The sequence below is a fragment of the Tamaricihabitans halophyticus genome, assembly GCF_004340875.1.
Lineage (GTDB): Bacteria > Actinomycetota > Actinomycetes > Mycobacteriales > Pseudonocardiaceae > Tamaricihabitans > Tamaricihabitans halophyticus.
Map to the genome: position 1 here is coordinate 22,342 of NZ_SLXQ01000021.1, position 17,831 is coordinate 40,172.

A 17,831-nucleotide genomic window follows, 5' to 3' on the forward strand; every position below is an offset into this window, starting at 1 on the left:
GTGTCGAACGCCGTCGCCGCGAGACCGAGAAGGAGGTGGCCGCTGTGAAGATCAAGATGAATCTTGACACCCGTGGCTACCCCTGCGCTGGGGTCGTTCGCATGTCTGAGGCGAAATTCGCTCGTACGCACACCTTCCTCTCCCAGGGGAATGTCGTTGGCGTGCGCGTTTTCGAGCCAGTTATTGCCGGACCGATCCCGGCCGGCCGCGATGGTGTCGCGCCGACCGTTGGTCAGCCGAATGCAGTTCCGTCGTCTCGCGTTGTGCGAGGAGGGTCAGATCCTTAGATCAAGACCCGTCGAGGCAGCCAAAAGGCCGCGGAACCGCAACTCGGTTCCGCGGCCTTTTTGTTTGTCAAATTCGATCCGAGTGACACCGCAATCACTAACGGAGATGAACAGGAGCACTGGAATGTCATTACCGACCGTTCCGCGACCTCGAGAGGCATGGACCGACCCGCAGCCGGCGGGTGTTGACCTCCTGACTGAACTCGCGAACGGACTGCCGGACGTCGATCTTGAGGTGCCATGCCGCACTGGCGACCCCGACCTGTGGTTCGCCGAGGCACCCAAAGATCTCGAGCGGGCAAAGGCACTGTGTGCCGACTGTCCGTTCCGGACTGAATGTCTCGCTGGTGCCATCGAGCGCCAGGAGCCCTGGGGTGTATGGGGCGGCGAGATCTTCGAGCGCGGGCGCATCGTCGCCCGCAAGCGTCCGAGGGGTCGGCCCCGCAAGGCGGACGTCGCCGCATCCGGCGCCGCTACCAAAGGAACCGGTAGCGGAAACCGGAAGGAAGCGGCATGACCCAGCACACGCGAGTCACGACGCGGTACCCGCGAGCACTGAACTCCATCGACCCGGACCGCATGGCTTACCGGCCAACGCGCGGTTCGCGGCAGGGAAAGGATCGGAACAAAATGTTGATCAATGAAGCTCTGGCACGAGCCCGAATACGGGAATCAGAGCATTTCGCCTCGACACGGCGCGAGGCGCACCGGCTGGCCAGCGGCCGCCGGTGGCGCCGGGTGGAACGGTGGGCCAACAGGCGCGCCCGCCGCTACGCCTAACCACGAGCGCGTCGAGGCTTACCGCGATCGGCAGCGGCACCGTTGGCCGGCTGACCGGGGGTCAGACCTATGGCCAGTGGAGCGCGCCGGCGCTGGTGTGTGGGGCGCGGGTTGCTACCGCCCGCGCTCCACACACCCCAACGTTGGCCAGAGCTGGCGGCGCTCGGCCCGCTCGGCGGGCGCCATACTGTGCCAAGCTGTGCTGATGGGCGCACACACGCATGACGACGTGGACTGGGCGGCGAAGCTGCCGATCTTCCAGCGGTCCGATCGCCTGCATATGCGGGCACATCGGGAGATCGCTGATCGTTTGCTGGAGAGTTTGGCGAGCGCGGCCCCGCGGGCACGACCGACCGTGCTCGATATCGGCTGCGGAGCGGGCGGGATGGCGGCCGCGCTCACCGCCCGCCTTGCCGACAGCGGTGGTGGCACGGTGGTGGTCGTCGATGCCGTGCCCGAGTTGCTTATCGAAGCGGAAAACGCGGTACGGGCAGCTGCCAAGGGGCACGTCGAGGTGCGCGCGGTGCGCGCGGACGTCGCCGACGACGCGCTCGCCGAGCTGGTCCCGGCTGCCGATCTGGTCTGGGCCTCGCGGGTAGTGCACCATCTGCCCGATCAGCAGGCCGGGCTGCGCCGGCTCGCTGGCCTGCTGCGCGAGGGTGGTCTGCTGGCGATCGGCGAAGGTGGACTGCCGCCGAGTTATCTGCCATGGGACGTCGGTGTGGGTGAACCCGGATTCCAGCAGCGCCTGGACGCGGCACGAGACCAGTGGTTTGGCCGGTTGCGCGCGGGTATCAGCGAGGTAGTGCGGATGCCCTACGGCTGGTCGGCGGCGCTCGGCAAAGCCGATCTGCGCGAGGTTTCCGCGTTCAGCGTGCTCACCGACCACCCGGCTCCCGCTGCGGCCGAAGTGCGCGACTGGGTGGTGGACCGGGTGTCCTGGCTCGCCGAATCCGGCCATGACTGGTTGACCGAGCAGGACAGGGCAACCGCCGCGCGGCTGACTGATCCCGCTGATTCGGCTTATCTCGGCGATCGGGACGACGTGTTCCTGCTCGTCGCCGACAGTGTCCATTACGGATGGAAATGACCGCCGTGCACTGCGTCCAGTGCGGGCGCGCCAAGGCAACCGATGACCAGCTGGTCGCGCTCGCCTGGGTACAGGAGCGGGATGGTGAACTCGTGCGTTGGCGGTGTCCGGGCTGCGCGCGTGCGCACGTCCGTGACATCGAGGGAAAGCTCCCCGACGAGTACTGGTGACGTGCCGGGAATGGTCCACGGTCAGCCCGTCGGCCGCTGGCGCACCGACTGCTCCGCATGGACCGCGGGTCGTCGGCGTTTGCTCGCCAGCAGGAAGGCGCGACTGAGCTTGCGAACCACGCCTTCCGGGTCCGCGTGCAGCTCGAATGGCGTGCTGTGTACCAGGAGTACCCCGGTGTTCCGAAGGGCTTGGAGCGCAGGATCCTCCCACACGCGGTGTTTGCTGATCGTCCACGCCATCGCGACCTCATCCCACCAGGAGTCCACTGTGGCTACCGGTTGCACTAGCCGGTCGTACACGGTGATGTTCCAGCGTGGTGCGGGAATCGGCGTTCGCGCGGCCAGCCGCATGGCGAAGGCATGCACGGCCGCGCGGTTTCCCTGGCCGAGGTTGGCCAACGCCGCGCGGGGCGCCGCGGAACCACGCTGGCTGCCATTGTCCAGCTCGGCCCGTAGTTCGGCGACGCTACACATGCCCTGCCGCACCGGGACGGACAGCAGCGCGTCCAGCTCGTCCTCGGGTGTATTGCAGCGGGCGGCGTCCAGCGTGGCGCGCGCCGGTGGCGCGTAGCGAAGCTCGTCCGGAAGTATCGAGCTGAACAACCGGGTAGTTCGTTCGATATGGACGGTCGCCAGATCGCGTAACCGCCTGCTCGCGGGGATCAGCAGGTGGATCGGGCCGGTCGGCTGCACCGGCGCGCCATGTGCGCGCAGCGCGTCAAGTCCGGTGATGACGGCGTCCTCGCCGGCGTAGGCCGCCGCCGCGCGTACCAGCTGTCTTCGGCTCGGTTCGGTATTGCCAAGTTGGACCACTCCCGGCATGAGCCGTTGCCACGGCCCGTTCGGCTGGCATCGCCTGGCGATCAGCGAACGGGAAAGGCCGGCTCGCTCGAGGTCTCGGCGGTGAATCACGTCGTCGGTGGCAGCGCGACGAATGGCGGTGAGATCGATCTGTGTTTCGGTCATGACTCGATGGTCGGGTACCGAGCAGTAGTCGCGCGATCACTTCGAGCAAAATGTGGACAACTTTGAGTGATCAATGGCACATTCGCAAGTTACCCGTGGGTAACACTACTTAGTCGCGTACGTACAACCGCTCAGTCGCCGCGTGACTAGTACGTATCTGGCGCTATTCCGCGAATCCCGGCTGCCAGCGGGTCACGATAGCCCGCACGTCGAACTCCGCGTCCAACTGGCACTGGATCCCGACCGTGCCCGCGGTAACCCGATGGATCATCAGCCATTGCGGTGGCAGGTTCAGCGAACGCCCGGTCTGGAAATCGGCCCGCCGTGTATCGGTCAACCGGCCAGCCTGGCGCTGGGCCCACCGCCGGGTGAAGTGGAATCGTGAGGTGCGCAAGGGCTCGACGAGCGGCGCAAGGTAGGAGTACACGTCCTCGGCGTCGATCTCGGTGCTTGGCTGGACGAACCCCTCTGCCCGCAGTACTCGCAGCAGCTCGTCGTGGTCGGCGTCCAGTGCCAGCCGCATGATCGTGCCGAGCGCGGGCGGCGCGCCGTTCGGCAGCTTTGTGGCCGCGCCGAAGTCGATCACGCAGAGCCGGCCGTCCGGGCAGATCATGAAGTTGCCCGGATGTGGGTCCGAGTGCAGCAGTTTTGCCCGCTCCGGCGAGGAGTAGTGGAACTCCGCGAGCAGTCGACCAGCCGAGTTACGCTGATCCACCGTCCCGCCTTCGATGATTTTCGCCAGCGGGGTACCGGTGATCCATTCGGTCACCACCACCTTCGGTGCGCTGGCCACCACCTTGGGCACCAGGACGTGCGGGTCCCCGTCGAAGGCCGCGGCGAAGGCGCGCTGGTTATCCGCCTCGGTCCGGTAATCCAGCTCCTCGTCCATCCGCTCGGACAGCTCCGCGAGCAGCGGCTTGACGTCGGCGCCCGGCACGATCGCCTGGAACAACCGGCTGAACCGGCGCAGCTGTCGCAGATCTCCGCGTAGCGCTTCGTCCGCACCGGGGTACTGCACTTTCACCGCGACCTCGCGGCCGTCGTGCCATTCGGCGCGATGCACCTGGCCGATGCTCGCTGCGGCCACCGGCTCGTCATCGAACCGGGCAAACCGGCGACGCCATCCTTTGCCGAGCTGCTCATCCAGAACTCGATGGGTGAGCTTGGCGCGCATCGGCGGTGCTGCGGACTGGAGCTTGGTCAGCGCTTCTCGATAGGGCGCGGCGTAGGCATCCGGTACCGCCGCCTCGAAGACGCTCAGCGCCTGCCCGAACTTCATCGCGCCGCCCTTGAGCTGGCCGAGTACGGCGAACAGCTGCTCGGCGGTTTTCTCCGAGACGGCCGCGCTGACCTCCTCCTGACTTTGTCCGGTCAGCCGTTTACCCCAGCCGCCGACGACCCGACCGGCAACGCCGATCGGCAGACTCGCAAGTTTCGCCGTACGGGCGGCCGAACGGCGGGGCAGTTCCGCGGATTCCTCGCTCACGCGACCATTCTCGCGATAGTGGTCAACAAGCGCACCCAATCCGGCCGCCTTTTCGGGCGTAGGTTCGCTCACCGGTGCAAGCGCAGTCCGGATGTCGCGGCGATTCGATCCGCCAAACGGAGCAGTCGTAGGGGTCGATCGTGAGTCGCCCCTGCCAGGTTGCTGGTGGCGGTTCGGCGTGGTCCAAGGCGGCGAGCAGTTGTCCAACGGCCGCGGCCGCGACGGCGTTGACGCAGGTCGCATCGGTATGCGCGACTTTTCCGGCCAGTTGCGCGGCGAGCATCGGCCATGCCGGATCATGCTCGGCCCGATACAGCTCGACACAACGTAGGCAACTCGATCGGCCGGGCAGGACGAAGGGGCCGATGACCCCGAGGGCGTCCAAGGCGTATGCGGACAGGTGGGGTACCCCGTCGATGGCCAGTTCCTGGACGAGCTCCGGCAGTGGCACCACGGAATCGGTGAGCACGGCCAGCGAGCGCCACCGCTGACCGGCCTTGCGCTGTCGCCTGGCCCCGGCCGCTTCGCCGAAGCTGGCACGCGGTGTGCCAAGGTCCGCGGTGGTGTAGCCGCAACCGAGGTCGGCGTGCGGGACGGCGCCGCTAGCCTGGACCGTCACCCGACCCACCCCGGAGGTGCCGAGCATGCCGGCGATGGCGCTGGCCAGGCGCCCGCTCCCGATGACCCGAACGGCACTGTTCGCGCGATCCGCGAGCACGGAGCGGGTGGTACGGACGGTGTCGACCGGGCGGGTCCTGGCGCGCAGCGCTACGGTGCCGGCCTCGTGTCGCAGCGGGCCAGTGAGCGGTACCGGGTTGGCGTCGGCCGCCGCGTCCTCGAGCAGGCCGTGCTCGGTCAGCATGCCAAGTAGTTGATCAAGCTCGGCGCCGTGCTCGGTGGCTGCCTCGTGTAACGCGGTACGGGATCGGGTGCCGTCCAGCAGGTGAAGCGTCTCGATCATCGCCGGTACCAGCCCGCTCAGCACCACCGCGTGCCGTGGGTCGAGGCCGAGCTGTACCTCGCCGGGGCCGCGGTCGAGTATCGCCATCCCACTGGGCAACCGGGGACGGTGGGGGAGCGCGGTGTGGGGTGTTTGCTCGGCACGCGACTCGGTGTCCGCGGGCTCGGTTGTGGTCGGTAATCTCGTCATGCCTGTCGGTGTACAACAGGTCCGGGCAAGCGGCCAAATGAGTTATCCACAGGTATTCCCTGGCGGCGCGATCCGCTAAGTCACATCATTCACACCTGTTGGGACGCACCGAATGTCGGTCGCCCGTCGTACCGTAAGAGCGTGGCCGAATCACGTGTCGAGGTGCGCAGGAGTAAGCGCCGCAAGCGCACGGTCACCGCCTATCTGGACGGTGATGCCCTGGTCGTGCTCATCCCGGCGCGGATGAGCAGGGCCGAGGAAGAACATTGGGTTGCCGAGATGCAGCGCAAGCTGCTGCGTAGCGAAACCAAACGCCGATCCCCTGCTCGGGAGTCAGATGCGGCCTTGCTCGCCCGGTGCGCCCAGCTGAACGAGAAGTACCTGGACGGCAAGGCGGTGCCGGCGAGTGTGCGCTGGGTACGGCCGATGCGCACGCGGTGGGCATCCTGTACTCCGGTCGACCAGACGATTCGGGTTTCCGAGCGGCTCAGGGACACCCCGTCGTGGGTGCTCGACTACGTGCTTGTGCACGAGCTCGCGCATCTGCGGGTGGCCGGTCACAACGCCGAGTTCTGGGCTCTGGTGGAGAATTATCCGAAGGCCGAACGTGCCATTGGCTACCTGGAAGGGCTCTCCGCCGCGGCCGGGCTGGACCTCTCGCTGGACGACGACTGACCGCGGGCGCCCAGCTCGCCGGTCAGTCGAGGCCAGCTCCGCGGTCAGGCGCGGCCGGACCCGCTATCGTCGTCCGGCTGGTCCGAGTTGGGCTCTTCCGCCTCGGCCGCTGACTCGCCTTCGGTCTCGCGCCGCGCGCGTTCGGCACGTTCCAGCGCGGCGATCGGGTCGTCGAGATCGGCGGAAAAGTCCGCCGAGCCGAGTTCGCCGCTGAGCCGCTCGGCGAAGGCGAGGGGATCGTCCAGGTCTGCCGCGGTCGGGAGCAGATCCGGATGGGCCCAGATGCCGTCCCGCGTCTCGATACCGTGCTGGTCGCCGACCAGCTGCCAGAGAGACGAAGCCGCTCGCAACCGTCGTGGCCGCAACTCGAGGCCGACCAGGGTGGCGAAGGTCTGCTCGGCGGGTCCGCCAGAAGCGCGCCGCCGGCGCAACGTCTCGCGCAACGCGTCGGCGCCCGGCAACCGCTCGCGCACCGCGTCGGCGACGACCACATCCACCCAGCCCTCGACGAGCGCCAGCAGCGTTTCCAGCCGGCTCAGCGCGGCCTTCTGCTCCTCGGTGGTCTGTGGCTCGAGGATGCCCGACTGCATTGCCTGCTCGAACGTGGCCGGATTCGCCGGGTCGATCTGGCTGGCCAGTTGCTCGAGCGCGCTGGTGTCCACCGTGATGCCGCTGGCGAACTCCTCGACCGTGGCCAGCAGCCGCTGCCGGAGCCAGGGCACATGCGCGAACAGGCGCTGATGCGCGGCCTCGCGTGCGGCGAGGAAAACCAACACTTCGCTGCCTGGCCGCTCAAGGCCATCGGTGAACTTCTCGATGTTCGCCGGCAGCAGTGCTCCGGTCGCGTCCGGGCCGAGCGGCAGCCCCACGTCGCTGGAGGTCAGTACTTCGTCGGCGAGCTGTGCCAGCGCGTTGCCCAGCTGGGAGCCGTAGGCCATTCCGCCAACCTGGCCGAGCATCGACAGCAGCGGGCCAGCCTGCTGTTTGGCCTCCTCTGGCAGCGCGGACATCCAGGAGTTGGACACCTGCCGCGCGACGGGGTCACACAGCCGTTGCCAGGTGGGCAGGGTCTTGTCTACCCAGTCCTTGGCGCTCCACAGCTTGGTGCTGGTCGCGCCAGCTGGCAGGATCGTGGCGGGATCCAGCCACATCTCGGCCAGATGCGCCGCGTCGCGTACCGCCGCCTCGTCCATATTCGATGAGGCGTTGCTGAGCCGCTGCAGCGCGATCTGTTTTGCCAGGTCATAGTTCACCGGCCCGCTGGAGGAGCCAGCCTGGCTGAGCATCTGGCCGAGCTGGCTGAGCATCTGGCCGAGCTGGTTGAACGCGTCCGCGGGATTTCCACCTCCCGAGCCCGACTGTCCGGACCCGCCGCGGGCCGGGTCGTTGTCGCCGCCTTTGTCGGGATCGGGCACGCCGAATCCGAACGGGAGATTGCTCATACCCCAACGGTACGCGGCGTACCTCCAGCCGTCCGTGGCCCGGTCGGCTCGATTTTGCCGCGTTCGCGCGTAGCGGAGCGGTCAGCTATTGCGTGACGGTCGACTACCGACGGTAGTAAATGACGACGAGCCGTTCCTGGCCGTGATCAACATATAGCGCGTGGCAGGGCTTGCGGCAAGACCCCGGTCGTGCCGCAAGATCTTCGGCCGGAGTCAGAACCGACCGAAAGCAGGTGTCGCGAAGTGCGCGTGTTGTTGTCGACGTATGGGTCACGCGGTGATGTCGAACCGCTGGTGGGACTCGCGGTGCGGTTGCGGGAACTCGATGTGCGGGTTCGGGTCTGCGCGCCGCCGGACGAGGATTTCGCGCGACGGTTGGGCGATGTGGATGTGCCCTTGGTGCCCGTCAGCCAGTCGGCGCGGGTGCGGGCCAAGGACGCCCCGTCGGTGTCGAGCCTGCCGCGACACGCGGCAGAGGTCATCGCCAGGCAGTTCGAGGTGATCGCCCCGGCGGCGGAGGGGTGCGATGTGCTGCTGGTGACCGGCATGATGCCGGCGGCGGCCGGCGCGCTGTCCGTTGCCGAAATGCTCGGTATCCGGTCCGTGTCGGTCACCTTCCAGCAACTCACCCTGCCGGCTTCGCATCGCCGGCCGCTGGCCTATCCGGGACGCGCGTTCCCGCCGGGGGTAACCGACAATCGGGCACTGTGGGAGCTGGACGCGCAGAGTACCGACGCGCTGTTCGGCGAGGCGCTCAACGCGAATCGTGCGGCTGCCGGCCTGCCCGCCGTGCGCAACGTCCGCGATTTCGTGATCGGCAAGCAGCCATGGCTGGCGACCGACCCGGTGCTGGATCCATGGCAGGCGAGCCCGGAGCTGGACCCGGATCTGGGCGTGGTGCAGACCGGCGCGTGGATCTCGCCGGACGAGCGGCCGCTCCCAGCCGAGCTGATGGAATTCTTGGCAGCCGGTGCGCCACCGGTGTACGTGTGCTTCGGCAGCATGCCGATGCGGGATTCGGCGGACGTCGCCAAGGTGGCTATCGACGCGGTCCGGGGACAGGGCCGTCGCATCGTCATCGGGCGCGGCTGGGCGGACCTCACCTTGATCGACGGCCTGCCCGACTGCCTTTCCGTTGGCGAGGTCAACCATCAGGCGCTGTTCGGTCGAGTGGCCGCCGTCGTGCACCACGGTGGCGCGGGCACCACGGCCACTGCCACCAGGGCCGGTGTGCCTCAGGTCGTGGTTCCCCAACTGGCGGATCAGCCCTACTGGGCGGGCCGCGTGGCCGAACTCGGCATCGGCGCGGCACATGACGGACCGACGCCGACCTTCGAGTCCCTTTCGGCCGCGCTCGACACGGCTCTGACCTCGGAAACCCTGGTACGGGCGGGCACCGTGGCTGGCGCGATCCGCACGGACGGGGCGACGGTCGCCGCGAAGCTGCTTGTCGAGACGGCCGCCGCCGACCAACCAGCCGCGTCGGCGTGATCATTTGCCGGTGGCGCTGCCGGGCCGCGAAATCGTAGGTCCAGCGACGGCAGTGTGGATGTCGCTGCGGCTGAGCCGGCCGAAGGTCGTACGCTGTTCCCCCGTGACCGCACGTAGCAAGGACCAACCGCAGGACGATCCGCAGCGAGCCGCGCCGCGCCGGGAGCGCCGGCTTACCCGGCGCGGGTGGACGGTGCTGCTCAGCTTCGTGTTGCTACTCGCGTTCGGCCTGCTCGGCGCCTTCGTGCGGGTCCCGTATGTCGGGCTGGGGCCAGGGCCGACCTTCGACACCCTCGGCGAGTCCGAAGGTGTCCCGGTGGTCACCGTGCAAGGGCCGGTGCGGACCTACGAAACCAGTGGCGAGCTCCGGATGACCACCGTGTCACTTTCCGACGAGGTCACGTTGTTCGGCGCGCTCGGGATGTGGGCAAGCGGCCGGTACGCCCTTGATCCGCGGGAACAGTACTTCAAGCCTGGGCAAACCCAGGAAGAGGTCGAGCAGGAGAACACCGAACAGTTCCAGAGTTCGCAGGGCCAGGCGGAGACCGCCGCGCTGCGTGAGCTCGGTAAACCAGTCAAGGTGTACGCCGACCAGGTGGTCCGGGACGGCCCCGCGGCCGACGCGATCGAAGCGGGCGACGAGTTGGTTGAGGTGCACGGCAGCCAGATCGATGAGGCGGCCGATGTGGTCAAGGCCCTCGAGGACACGAAGCCCGGTGATCGGGTATCGCTCACCGTACGTACCGACGGTCAGCAGGAACGCACGATCTCGGTGCGGCTGGCTGAGCGACCCGAGGATATCGGCGGTGACTTCGGCTACCTCGGTCTGACCCCGGTCGACCGCGCTGACGTGAATTTCGACATCTCGATCAAACTCGAGGACATCGGTGGCCCCTCCGCCGGGTTGATGTTCGCGCTGGCGATCATGGATCGCCTCCAGCCGGAGGACCTCGTCGATGGTAAGCATGTCGCGGGTACCGGTGAGATCAACAGTGCCGGCAAGGTCGGCGAGATCGGCGGGATCAGCTTCAAACTGGTCGCCGCGCGCGAGGCTGGCGCCGAGGCGTTCCTGGTTCCCGCCGGCAACTGTGCTGAGGCCAAGGGGAACGCGCCGGACGGCCTCGAGCTGATCAAGGTCGGCAACCTCGGCGAAGCGGTGGACGCGTTGGCCGCACTGCGCGCGGGAGACCCGATCCCCAAGTGCTGACGCCGTGTGAGCGCGTTCTTTAAGGTTAGCGAGTCTGGCGTGGTCGCCGGCGCCAGCTTAGGGGGCCGTCAGCGTCGCGCGCAGCGCGTCGGTGAGGTTGGGCGCCAGCTCGGGATGCACGATGACCTCTTCGGTATCGGTCGAGTCACTGCCGGTCTCGGTGCTGGAACCGGTATCGCGCAGCCGAAGCACGCAGGCCACGGGGCCGTCCCGCAGAACCGCGGCCACCAGCCGTGCTTCGGTGCGGTCCGGATGGTCCGCGGCCGCCGCCCGCAACCGCTCGGCATCCACCGCTGCGCCGTCGTCGGCGTCTTCACCACCAGGTAGATCCTGTTCGGCCCCTGGTGGCAGTACCACGATCTCCTGGACAAGCGCACAGCCGTGCACCGTCTCCGGCCACATGATGCCGGCAAGCGCCTCGCCGAGGTCGCCCTCCGGCAGTGCCTCCTGCGCGACGGGAGTCAGTGGCGCGCCCGCGTCTACCTGGCCGGCCAGGTCGGGTTGCAACTCGAGCAGGCTGGTGGTCGGCACCAGCGCGAACAGCTGTGTCGGCTGGTCCCAGCCGCCAGTGGCGACGAACTCCTCGACTTCGCGCGCGAGCGCGGTGACGGTCGGCTGGTCAACGCCAAGCTGGCTGGGGGAGTTATCCCCGGGGGAGCTTTCCCAGGAAGGGTTCGTGGCAGGCACGCCGTTCATGGTGGCATCCGAGCCCCTGCCAAGTGCCGCAGCCCCACCTGCCATGATTGGCATAGTGACCCGCATCGCGTCCGATTTGCCGGATGCCTGCGGGAACTCTAAGCACCATCCGTAGAGTTAAGCAGAGTAACCAGTAGTGGCGGTTACGTCCGGTTAGCGGAGCGTGGTCGCCTCCTGCACTTGAACGTCACGAACCTGGAGCGTGCCCAGTGGCGACACGGCCCCCCGTGCAAATGCCGAAGCTCACCCGGCGCAGCCGAATATTGCTGGTCCTTGCCGGCTTTATCGTGCTGTTGGTGCTGCTCGGCGCACGAATGTTGGATACCTACGTCGACTGGCTATGGTTCGGCGAGGTCGGCTATCGAGGGGTGTTCACCACCGAGATCCTGACTCGGGCGGCGTTGTTCGTCGGCGCCGGCATCCTGGTTGGTGGTGTGCTGGCGATCGCATTGCTGATCGCTTACCGGACCCGCCCGGTGTTCGTCCCGGTTGGCAACACCGATGATCCGCTCGCGCGGTACCGCGCGACGATCGTGCAGCGCGCCCGGCTGATCGGGATTGGTGTCCCGGTGCTCGCCGGCATCATCGCCGGCGTCAGCGCGCAGGGAAACTGGCAGGTCGCGCAGCTGTTCCTGAACGGGACAAACTTCGGCAAGCAGGACCCCGAGTTCGGTTTGGACATTGGGTTCTACGCCTTTGACCTGCCGTTCTACACCTGGTTGCTCGGCTGGCTGTTCGTTGCCGTGGTGGTCGCGTTCATCGGTGCGGCGATCACGCACTACCTGTTCGGTGGAATCCGGCTGGCTGGCCGTGGCAGCAGCGTGAGCAGGGCGGCGCGGATCCAGCTGGCGATCACCGCGGGCCTGTTCGTCTTGCTCAAGGCGGTCGAGTACTTCTTCGACCGGTACGAACTGCTCTTCTCGGACCGCAACGAACTGTTCACCGGGGCGACCTATACGGACCTGAACGCGGTACTGCCGGCCAAGTTGATCCTCATCTTCATCGCGATCTTCTGCGCCCTCGCCTTCTTCGCGGCCGCGTTCACGCGGAACCTGCAGCTGCCGGCGATCGCGACCGCGCTGATGGTGCTTTCCGGGGTGCTGATCGGCGCCGCCTGGCCCGCCATCCTCGAGCAGTTCTCGGTGCGTCCGAACGCGATCGAGAAGGAAGCGATGCCAATCGAGCGGCATCTGGAGGCCACGCGGGAGGCCTACGGGATCACCGAGGAGAACGTCGAGTACCAGGATTACCCCGGTACCTCGGACGCCGAACCCGAAGAGGTGCGGAACAACCCGACGATCCCGAACATCCGCGTGCTGGACCCGACGCTGCTCGCGCCGACCTACACCAACCGGGAAGGTCGGCAGAACTTCTACGGGTTCCCTGATCAGTTGGATATCGACCGGTATCCCACCAAGCAGGACGACGGCTCGACGAAGATGCAGGACTACATCGTCGGACTCCGTGAGATCAACACGGACGGGCTGGCGGAAAACCAGCAGTCCTGGATCAACCGGCATCTCGTGTACACGCACGGAAACGGTTTCGTCGCGGCGCCGGCGAACCAGGTGGACCGCACCCCGAGCATCGGTGGCGATGACGCCGGCAGTGGTGAGGGTGGTTACCCGGTCTTCAAGGTCAGCGACCTGAACGGGAACGACGACACCTTCCCGATCGAGGGCGAGAACGCGCGGATCTACTACGGGGAACTGGTCACCGACTACGCGATCGTTGGCGGTACAGGCGAGGACACCCCGCCGGAGTACGACCCTCGGGAGAACGAGACCTTCAACTACAACGGTGAAGGTGGCGTGCCGATCGACAACTGGTTCAACCGCGCGGTGTTCGCCGCGACCGAGGGCGAGTACCGCATCCTCTTCTCCGGCGCGATCAGCGACGGTTCGAAGATCATGTACAACCGGGATCCCAAGAACAGGGTGGAGAAGGTCGCGCCGTGGTTGAAGGTGGACGGCGATCCGTATCCTGCCGTGATCGACGGCGAGGTGAAGTGGATCGTCGACGGGTACACCACATTGGAGAACTACCCGTACGCCCAGCGGACCTCGCTCGGCGAGACGACTGTGGACAGTCGGACCGGGCAGCCGACCCAGCCGGACGAGAACATCAGCTACGCGCGGAACTCGGTGAAGGCCACCGTCGACGCCTTCGACGGCAAGGTCGATCTGTACTCCGTGGATGACCAGGACCCGGTGCTCAAGGCATGGCAGGGCGTCTTCCCCGGTGTGGTCAAGCCGGAGAGCGAGGTCACCGACGACCTGCGGCAGCATTTCCGGTACCCGGAGGACCTGTTCAAGATTCAGCGTGAGCTGATTTCCCGGTACCACGTGGACCGGCCGCAGGACTTCTACGCGACCCGGACGTTCTGGGACGTGCCGCCGGACCCGACGGTGGAGACCGGGGGCGGTGACGGTAACGCCGAAGGTGCCCCGCAACCGCCGTACTACTTGATGGCACAGGTTCCCGGCAGGGAGGAGCCGTCATTCCAGATCACCAGTGCATTGCGAGTGCTGGAACGGCAGGCACTTGGTGCCTGGGTCAGCGCGGAGTCGGATCCGGAGAACTACGGTCAGATCACCGTGCTGAAGTTGCCTACCGAGGAGAACCAGACGGAGGGCCCGGTACAGGCCCAGAACCGGTTCCAATCGAATGACCAGGTCGCGCAGGAGCGAACCCTGCTCTCGAACGCGAACGTGGACGCGGTTTATGGGAACCTGCTGACCCTGCCGATCAACGGCGGGATCATGTACGTCGAGCCGATCTACATCCGGCGAAACGACGAGAACGCGTTCCCGCAGTTGGGCAGGGTGCTGGTGTCCTATGGCGAGAAGGTTGGGTTCTCCTCGACGATCGGTGGGGCACTCGACCAGGTCTTCGGTCAGGGCGCCGGCGATGCCGCGCAACAGCAAGGCGAAGGCGGCGGTACCCCGACCGATGACGACGGCGACTCCGATGGTCAACAGCAGGAGCAGCAACAAGGTCAGGGACAGGGCCAAGGACAGGGCGAGGGCCAGACTCCGGAGATGGCCAGCGCGGTTGAGGACATGCAGTCCGCGCTAGCCAAGCTGCGTGAGGCTCAGCGGGACGGTGACTTCACCGCCCAGGGCGAGGCTCTGCAGGAGCTGGACGAGGCGAGCCAGCGCTTCGAGCAGGCGCAGAACGGCGGCTCCTGATCGTCGGGTTTCGCTAACCGACCCCGGTTTGCTCCACCCCGAGATCGACACGTACAGTGGTACAGGTCGACGCGGGGTGGAGCAGTTCGGTAGCTCGCTGGGCTCATAACCCAGAGGTCGCAGGTTCGAATCCTGTCCCCGCTACCAGTTGAAGGCCCGGACCCAAGGGGTCCGGGCCTTCTGCCGTTTGTGGACGCCGTTTGTGGACTGCGCCGGCACGGGCGAACAAAGGGGACCCCCGTTGTCAGGCTGCGACTGGCATGAGGTAGCCTTGTACTCACACGACGCGGGGTGGAGCAGTTCGGTAGCTCGCTGGGCTCATAACCCAGAGGTCGCAGGTTCGAATCCTGTCCCCGCTACCAGTTTTCGAAAGGCCCGCCTGATAGTTCAGGCGGGCCTTTCGCGTAGCGAGGATTCGGCCGGTTGGCCGTATCAACGAGCTGGCCACACATGATTAGCTCAAGCAACTTGATCGTCTCCGTCCCATGCCATACTCGACCCGAACCCCGTATTGCCTGGTCAGCGTGGCCATTGTGGACGGATCGGGCCAGGTTGTAACCTGCCTGCCTGCCCGTGCAAGACATGCCACAATGGACAGATTTCAGGGCCACAGTGGACACCGAGCCGGACACATGGCACGGTATAGGGCGTGTCTGATTTGAACGCGACAGCCGCAGCATTGCTTGGTCTACTACACGATGGCCCGAAGACGGGTGGACAATTGGTTAGCGACGCCGGTGAGCGCTTCGGTGCGTTCTTCAGCGTCACGCGTAGCCAGGTCTACCGTGAGCTTCCGGCGCTCGCTTCGGCAGGACACGTTCGGCTCGGCAAGCAGGGGCCTCGCTCCAGCCAGCAGTACGTGATCACCGCCTCTGGTAAGCGGGCATTTAAGAGTTGGCTTGCCGCCGACTCTGGCCCTGATCACCTCCGCAGCCCACTGATCCTGCGCCTGGTACACGCGAACACGTTGCCAGCCAAACAGCGGGCAAGTCTCCTGGAGACCGCCAAGGAGACCTACACAGCCGATTTGGACGCCGCCAAGGCGGCGGTCAAGGCCGCGGACGAACCGATCGCGAAGGCGGTCGCCGATTTCGGTGTGGCTCGTGCCCGTGCCGCATTGAAACTGCTGGATTCCATCTGATCCAGCTGATTACCGCGGCCCCTCAGCGGGGCCGTACCGGGGCAACTGCCGGACCAGGGCAGCGGTCGCTGTCCGGTCCGGCGTACCCTGGCCCGTCGTGAGCACGGATGCCAGTACTGACCTCAGGGACCTCGACAACACGCTGAGTCGCGTGGAGTCGGTCATGGATCTCGACACTCTGCGTGCGGAGATCGCCTCGCTCGAGGAGCAGGCCGTCGCACCCAATCTGTGGGACGACCCGGAGGTCGCCCAGAAGATCAACAGTCAGCTCGCGCATAAGCAGGGCGAACTGCGCAAGGTCAATGAGCTGCGCCAGCGGTTGGACGATCTCACGGTGCTCTATGAGCTCGCCGAGGACGAAGAGGACAAGTCCAGTCTTGCCGAAGCCGACACCGAGCGCGCCCAGCTGCAGACCGATATCGCCTCGCTCGAGGTGCGCACCTTGCTCTCCGGCGAGTACGACGAACGAGACGCGCTGGTGACGGTGCGCTCCGAAGCCGGTGGGGTAGACGCCGCCGATTTCGCCGAGATGCTGCTGCGGATGTATCTGCGCTGGGCGGAGCGCCATGGCTACCCGACCGAGGTTTACGACACGTCCTACGCCGAAGAGGCGGGCATCAAATCTGCGACGTTCAAGGTGACCGCGCCCTACGCCTACGGGACGCTTTCCGTGGAGCAGGGCACGCACCGACTGGTCCGGATTTCCCCGTTCGACAACCAGAGCAGGCGCCAGACGTCCTTCGCCGGCGTCGAGGTGCTTCCGGTGGTCGAGGAGAATGACCGGGTCGAGGTGCCGCCGGAGAAGGACCTACGGATCGATGTGTACCGTTCGTCAGGGCCGGGCGGACAGAGCGTGAACACGACCGACTCCGCGGTCCGCATTACCCACCTGCCCACCGGCATCGTGGTTTCCTGCCAGAACGAGAAGTCGCAGCTGCAGAACAAGGCCGCCGCGCTGCGTGTGCTGCAGGCTAAACTGCTCGAGCGCAAACGTCAGGAACAGCGCGCCGAAATGGACGCGCTCAAGGGCGACGGCGGCTCCAGCTGGGGTAACCAGATGCGCTCCTACGTGCTGCACCCGTACCAGATGGTCAAGGATCTGCGCACTGACCACGAGGTGGGCAACCCGACGGCCGTACTGGACGGCGATATCGACGCCTTTCTGGAGGCGGGTATTCGCTGGCGCCGGACCCAGGACGACGACTAGCTAGATGTCCGATTCCTTCTAGCTGGCGGCCACTTACCGCACGGACACACGGAGAGTCCAGGGTAAGACCGAGTTTTCACACCAGCGTAGGTACACTCGCCCCTCGTGATCCGACTTGAAGGCGTAACCAAGTCCTACAAGACCTCGACGCGCCCCGCGCTCGACGAGGTCGAGGTGGACGTGGACAAGGGTGAGTTCATCTTCTTGATCGGGCCGTCCGGCTCCGGCAAGTCGACGTTCCTGCGCCTGCTGCTCAGGGAAGAAGTGCCGAGCAAGGGGCGGGTCTACGTATCGAATTTCGACGTCGCCAAGATGGCGAGGCGCAGGATCCCCCGACTGCGTCAGTCCATCGGCTGCGTATTCCAGGATTTCCGGTTGCTCACGAACAAGACGGTGTTCGAGAACGTCGCGTTCGCCCTCGAGGTCATCGGCAAGCCGCGTTCGACCGTGCGCAAGGTGGTGCCGGAAGTTCTCGAGCTGGTCGGCCTCGATGGCAAGGCCGACCGCATGCCGAACGAGCTCTCCGGTGGTGAACAGCAGCGTGTGGCCATTGCCCGCGCCTTTGTGAACCGGCCGCTGGTGTTGCTCGCCGACGAGCCGACCGGAAACCTCGACCCGGATACCAGCCAGGACATCATGCTGCTGCTTGAGCGGATCAACCGAACCGGCACGACGGTGGTGATGGCCACGCACGACCACTCCATTGTCGACTCGATGCGCCGCAGGGTGGTCGAGCTGCAGCTCGGCAAGATAGTCAGGGACGACAAACGCGGCGTCTACGGCGTCGGTCGCTGATCCCCGAACTGTCCGCACCGTCCAGCACAACCCCGTCCACAACCCCGACCGCAAGGA

Annotated in this window: 15 protein-coding genes and 2 tRNA genes; 12 read left to right on the forward strand and 5 right to left on the reverse strand. The window is 66.4% G+C overall.

Annotated features, from left to right (window positions below):
* Positions 1–411 precede the first annotated feature (411 nt).
* The 3 genes from EV191_RS27160 to EV191_RS30240 all read left to right on the forward strand — a co-directional run bounded on the left by EV191_RS27160 (position 412) and on the right by EV191_RS30240 (position 2,327).
* Complete coding sequence (locus EV191_RS27160) at positions 412–804, forward strand: WhiB family transcriptional regulator (protein WP_132880606.1); 393 nt, start codon at positions 412–414, stop codon at positions 802–804.
* A gap of 468 nt (positions 805–1,272) precedes the next feature.
* Positions 1,273–2,157: a class I SAM-dependent methyltransferase gene (locus EV191_RS27165; protein WP_132880607.1), complete on the forward strand. Its 885-nt coding sequence runs from the start codon at positions 1,273–1,275 to the stop codon at positions 2,155–2,157.
* A complete protein-coding gene (locus tag EV191_RS30240) occupies positions 2,154–2,327 on the forward strand; it encodes a hypothetical protein (RefSeq protein ID WP_165913122.1) in 174 nt (57 codons plus the stop codon). Before EV191_RS27165 ends, EV191_RS30240 begins: the two co-directional genes overlap by 4 nt.
* Before the next feature lie 21 nt (positions 2,328–2,348).
* Here the strand turns inward: EV191_RS30240 and EV191_RS27170 are convergent, their stop codons facing one another.
* The 3 genes from EV191_RS27170 to EV191_RS30725 form a co-directional block, all read right to left on the reverse strand.
* Positions 2,349–3,293, reverse strand: a complete 945-nt coding sequence (locus tag EV191_RS27170) for a hypothetical protein (RefSeq protein WP_132880609.1) — start codon at positions 3,291–3,293, stop codon at positions 2,349–2,351.
* A gap of 163 nt (positions 3,294–3,456) precedes the next feature.
* Complete coding sequence (locus EV191_RS27175) at positions 3,457–4,779, reverse strand: ABC1 kinase family protein (protein WP_243659266.1); 1,323 nt, start codon at positions 4,777–4,779, stop codon at positions 3,457–3,459.
* A 22-nt stretch (positions 4,780–4,801) separates the two neighbouring features.
* Complete coding sequence (locus EV191_RS30725) at positions 4,802–5,929, reverse strand: ThiF family adenylyltransferase (protein ID WP_243659267.1); 1,128 nt, start codon at positions 5,927–5,929, stop codon at positions 4,802–4,804.
* A gap of 141 nt (positions 5,930–6,070) precedes the next feature.
* Between EV191_RS30725 and EV191_RS27180 the strand changes: the two genes are divergently transcribed.
* Positions 6,071–6,604 carry a M48 metallopeptidase family protein gene (locus EV191_RS27180; RefSeq protein ID WP_132880612.1) on the forward strand — a complete coding sequence of 178 codons (534 nt, stop codon included), beginning with the start codon at positions 6,071–6,073 and terminating at the stop codon, positions 6,602–6,604.
* Positions 6,605–6,648: 44 nt separating this feature from the next.
* On the opposite strand, the gene EV191_RS27185 is transcribed toward EV191_RS27180, so the two are convergent.
* Positions 6,649–8,046, reverse strand: coding sequence for a zinc-dependent metalloprotease (locus EV191_RS27185; protein WP_132880613.1), 1,398 nt, complete (start codon positions 8,044–8,046; stop codon positions 6,649–6,651).
* 243 nt (positions 8,047–8,289) lie between these two features.
* On the opposite strand from EV191_RS27185, the gene EV191_RS27190 reads away from it, so the two are divergent.
* Positions 8,290–9,537 (forward strand): glycosyltransferase, encoded by a 1,248-nt coding sequence (locus tag EV191_RS27190; RefSeq protein ID WP_132880615.1) that lies wholly within the window; start codon positions 8,290–8,292, stop codon positions 9,535–9,537.
* Between the two features lie 103 nt (positions 9,538–9,640).
* Positions 9,641–10,744 (forward strand): YlbL family protein, encoded by a 1,104-nt coding sequence (locus EV191_RS27195; protein WP_243659268.1) that lies wholly within the window; start codon positions 9,641–9,643, stop codon positions 10,742–10,744.
* Between the two features lie 57 nt (positions 10,745–10,801).
* Here the strand turns inward: EV191_RS27195 and EV191_RS27200 are convergent, their stop codons facing one another.
* On the reverse strand, positions 10,802–11,485 hold the full coding sequence (locus EV191_RS27200; protein WP_243659269.1) for a PPA1309 family protein: 684 nt from the start codon (positions 11,483–11,485) through the stop codon (positions 10,802–10,804).
* Between the two features lie 164 nt (positions 11,486–11,649).
* Between EV191_RS27200 and EV191_RS27205 the strand changes: the two genes are divergently transcribed.
* From EV191_RS27205 to ftsE, 6 genes are all read left to right on the forward strand, one after another.
* A complete protein-coding gene (locus tag EV191_RS27205; RefSeq protein ID WP_132880620.1) occupies positions 11,650–14,631 on the forward strand; it encodes a UPF0182 family protein in 2,982 nt (993 codons plus the stop codon).
* 70 nt (positions 14,632–14,701) lie between these two features.
* Positions 14,702–14,778, forward strand: a tRNA-Met gene (locus tag EV191_RS27210).
* Between the two features lie 138 nt (positions 14,779–14,916).
* A tRNA-Met gene (locus EV191_RS27215) sits at positions 14,917–14,993 on the forward strand.
* Between the two features lie 287 nt (positions 14,994–15,280).
* Positions 15,281–15,772 (forward strand): PadR family transcriptional regulator, encoded by a 492-nt coding sequence (locus tag EV191_RS27220; protein ID WP_132880621.1) that lies wholly within the window; start codon positions 15,281–15,283, stop codon positions 15,770–15,772.
* Positions 15,773–15,869: 97 nt separating this feature from the next.
* Positions 15,870–16,979, forward strand: a complete 1,110-nt coding sequence (gene prfB / locus EV191_RS27225; RefSeq protein WP_132880623.1) for a peptide chain release factor 2 — start codon at positions 15,870–15,872, stop codon at positions 16,977–16,979.
* Between the two features lie 105 nt (positions 16,980–17,084).
* Positions 17,085–17,774 (forward strand): cell division ATP-binding protein FtsE, encoded by a 690-nt coding sequence (ftsE, locus tag EV191_RS27230; RefSeq protein WP_132880624.1) that lies wholly within the window; start codon positions 17,085–17,087, stop codon positions 17,772–17,774.
* Positions 17,775–17,831: the final 57 nt, after the last annotated feature.

Coding starts and splice junctions, on each gene's coding strand:
- EV191_RS27160 (WP_132880606.1), top strand. CDS start 412: ATGTCATTACCGACCGTTCCGCGACCTCGAGAGGCATGGACCGACCCG.
- EV191_RS27165 (WP_132880607.1), top strand. CDS start 1,273: ATGGGCGCACACACGCATGACGACGTGGACTGGGCGGCGAAGCTGCCG.
- EV191_RS30240 (WP_165913122.1), top strand. CDS start 2,154: ATGACCGCCGTGCACTGCGTCCAGTGCGGGCGCGCCAAGGCAACCGAT.
- EV191_RS27170 (WP_132880609.1), bottom strand. CDS start 3,293: ATGACCGAAACACAGATCGATCTCACCGCCATTCGTCGCGCTGCCACC.
- EV191_RS30725 (WP_243659267.1), bottom strand. CDS start 5,929: ATGACGAGATTACCGACCACAACCGAGCCCGCGGACACCGAGTCGCGT.
- EV191_RS27185 (WP_132880613.1), bottom strand. CDS start 8,046: ATGAGCAATCTCCCGTTCGGATTCGGCGTGCCCGATCCCGACAAAGGC.
- EV191_RS27200 (WP_243659269.1), bottom strand. CDS start 11,485: ATGGCAGGTGGGGCTGCGGCACTTGGCAGGGGCTCGGATGCCACCATG.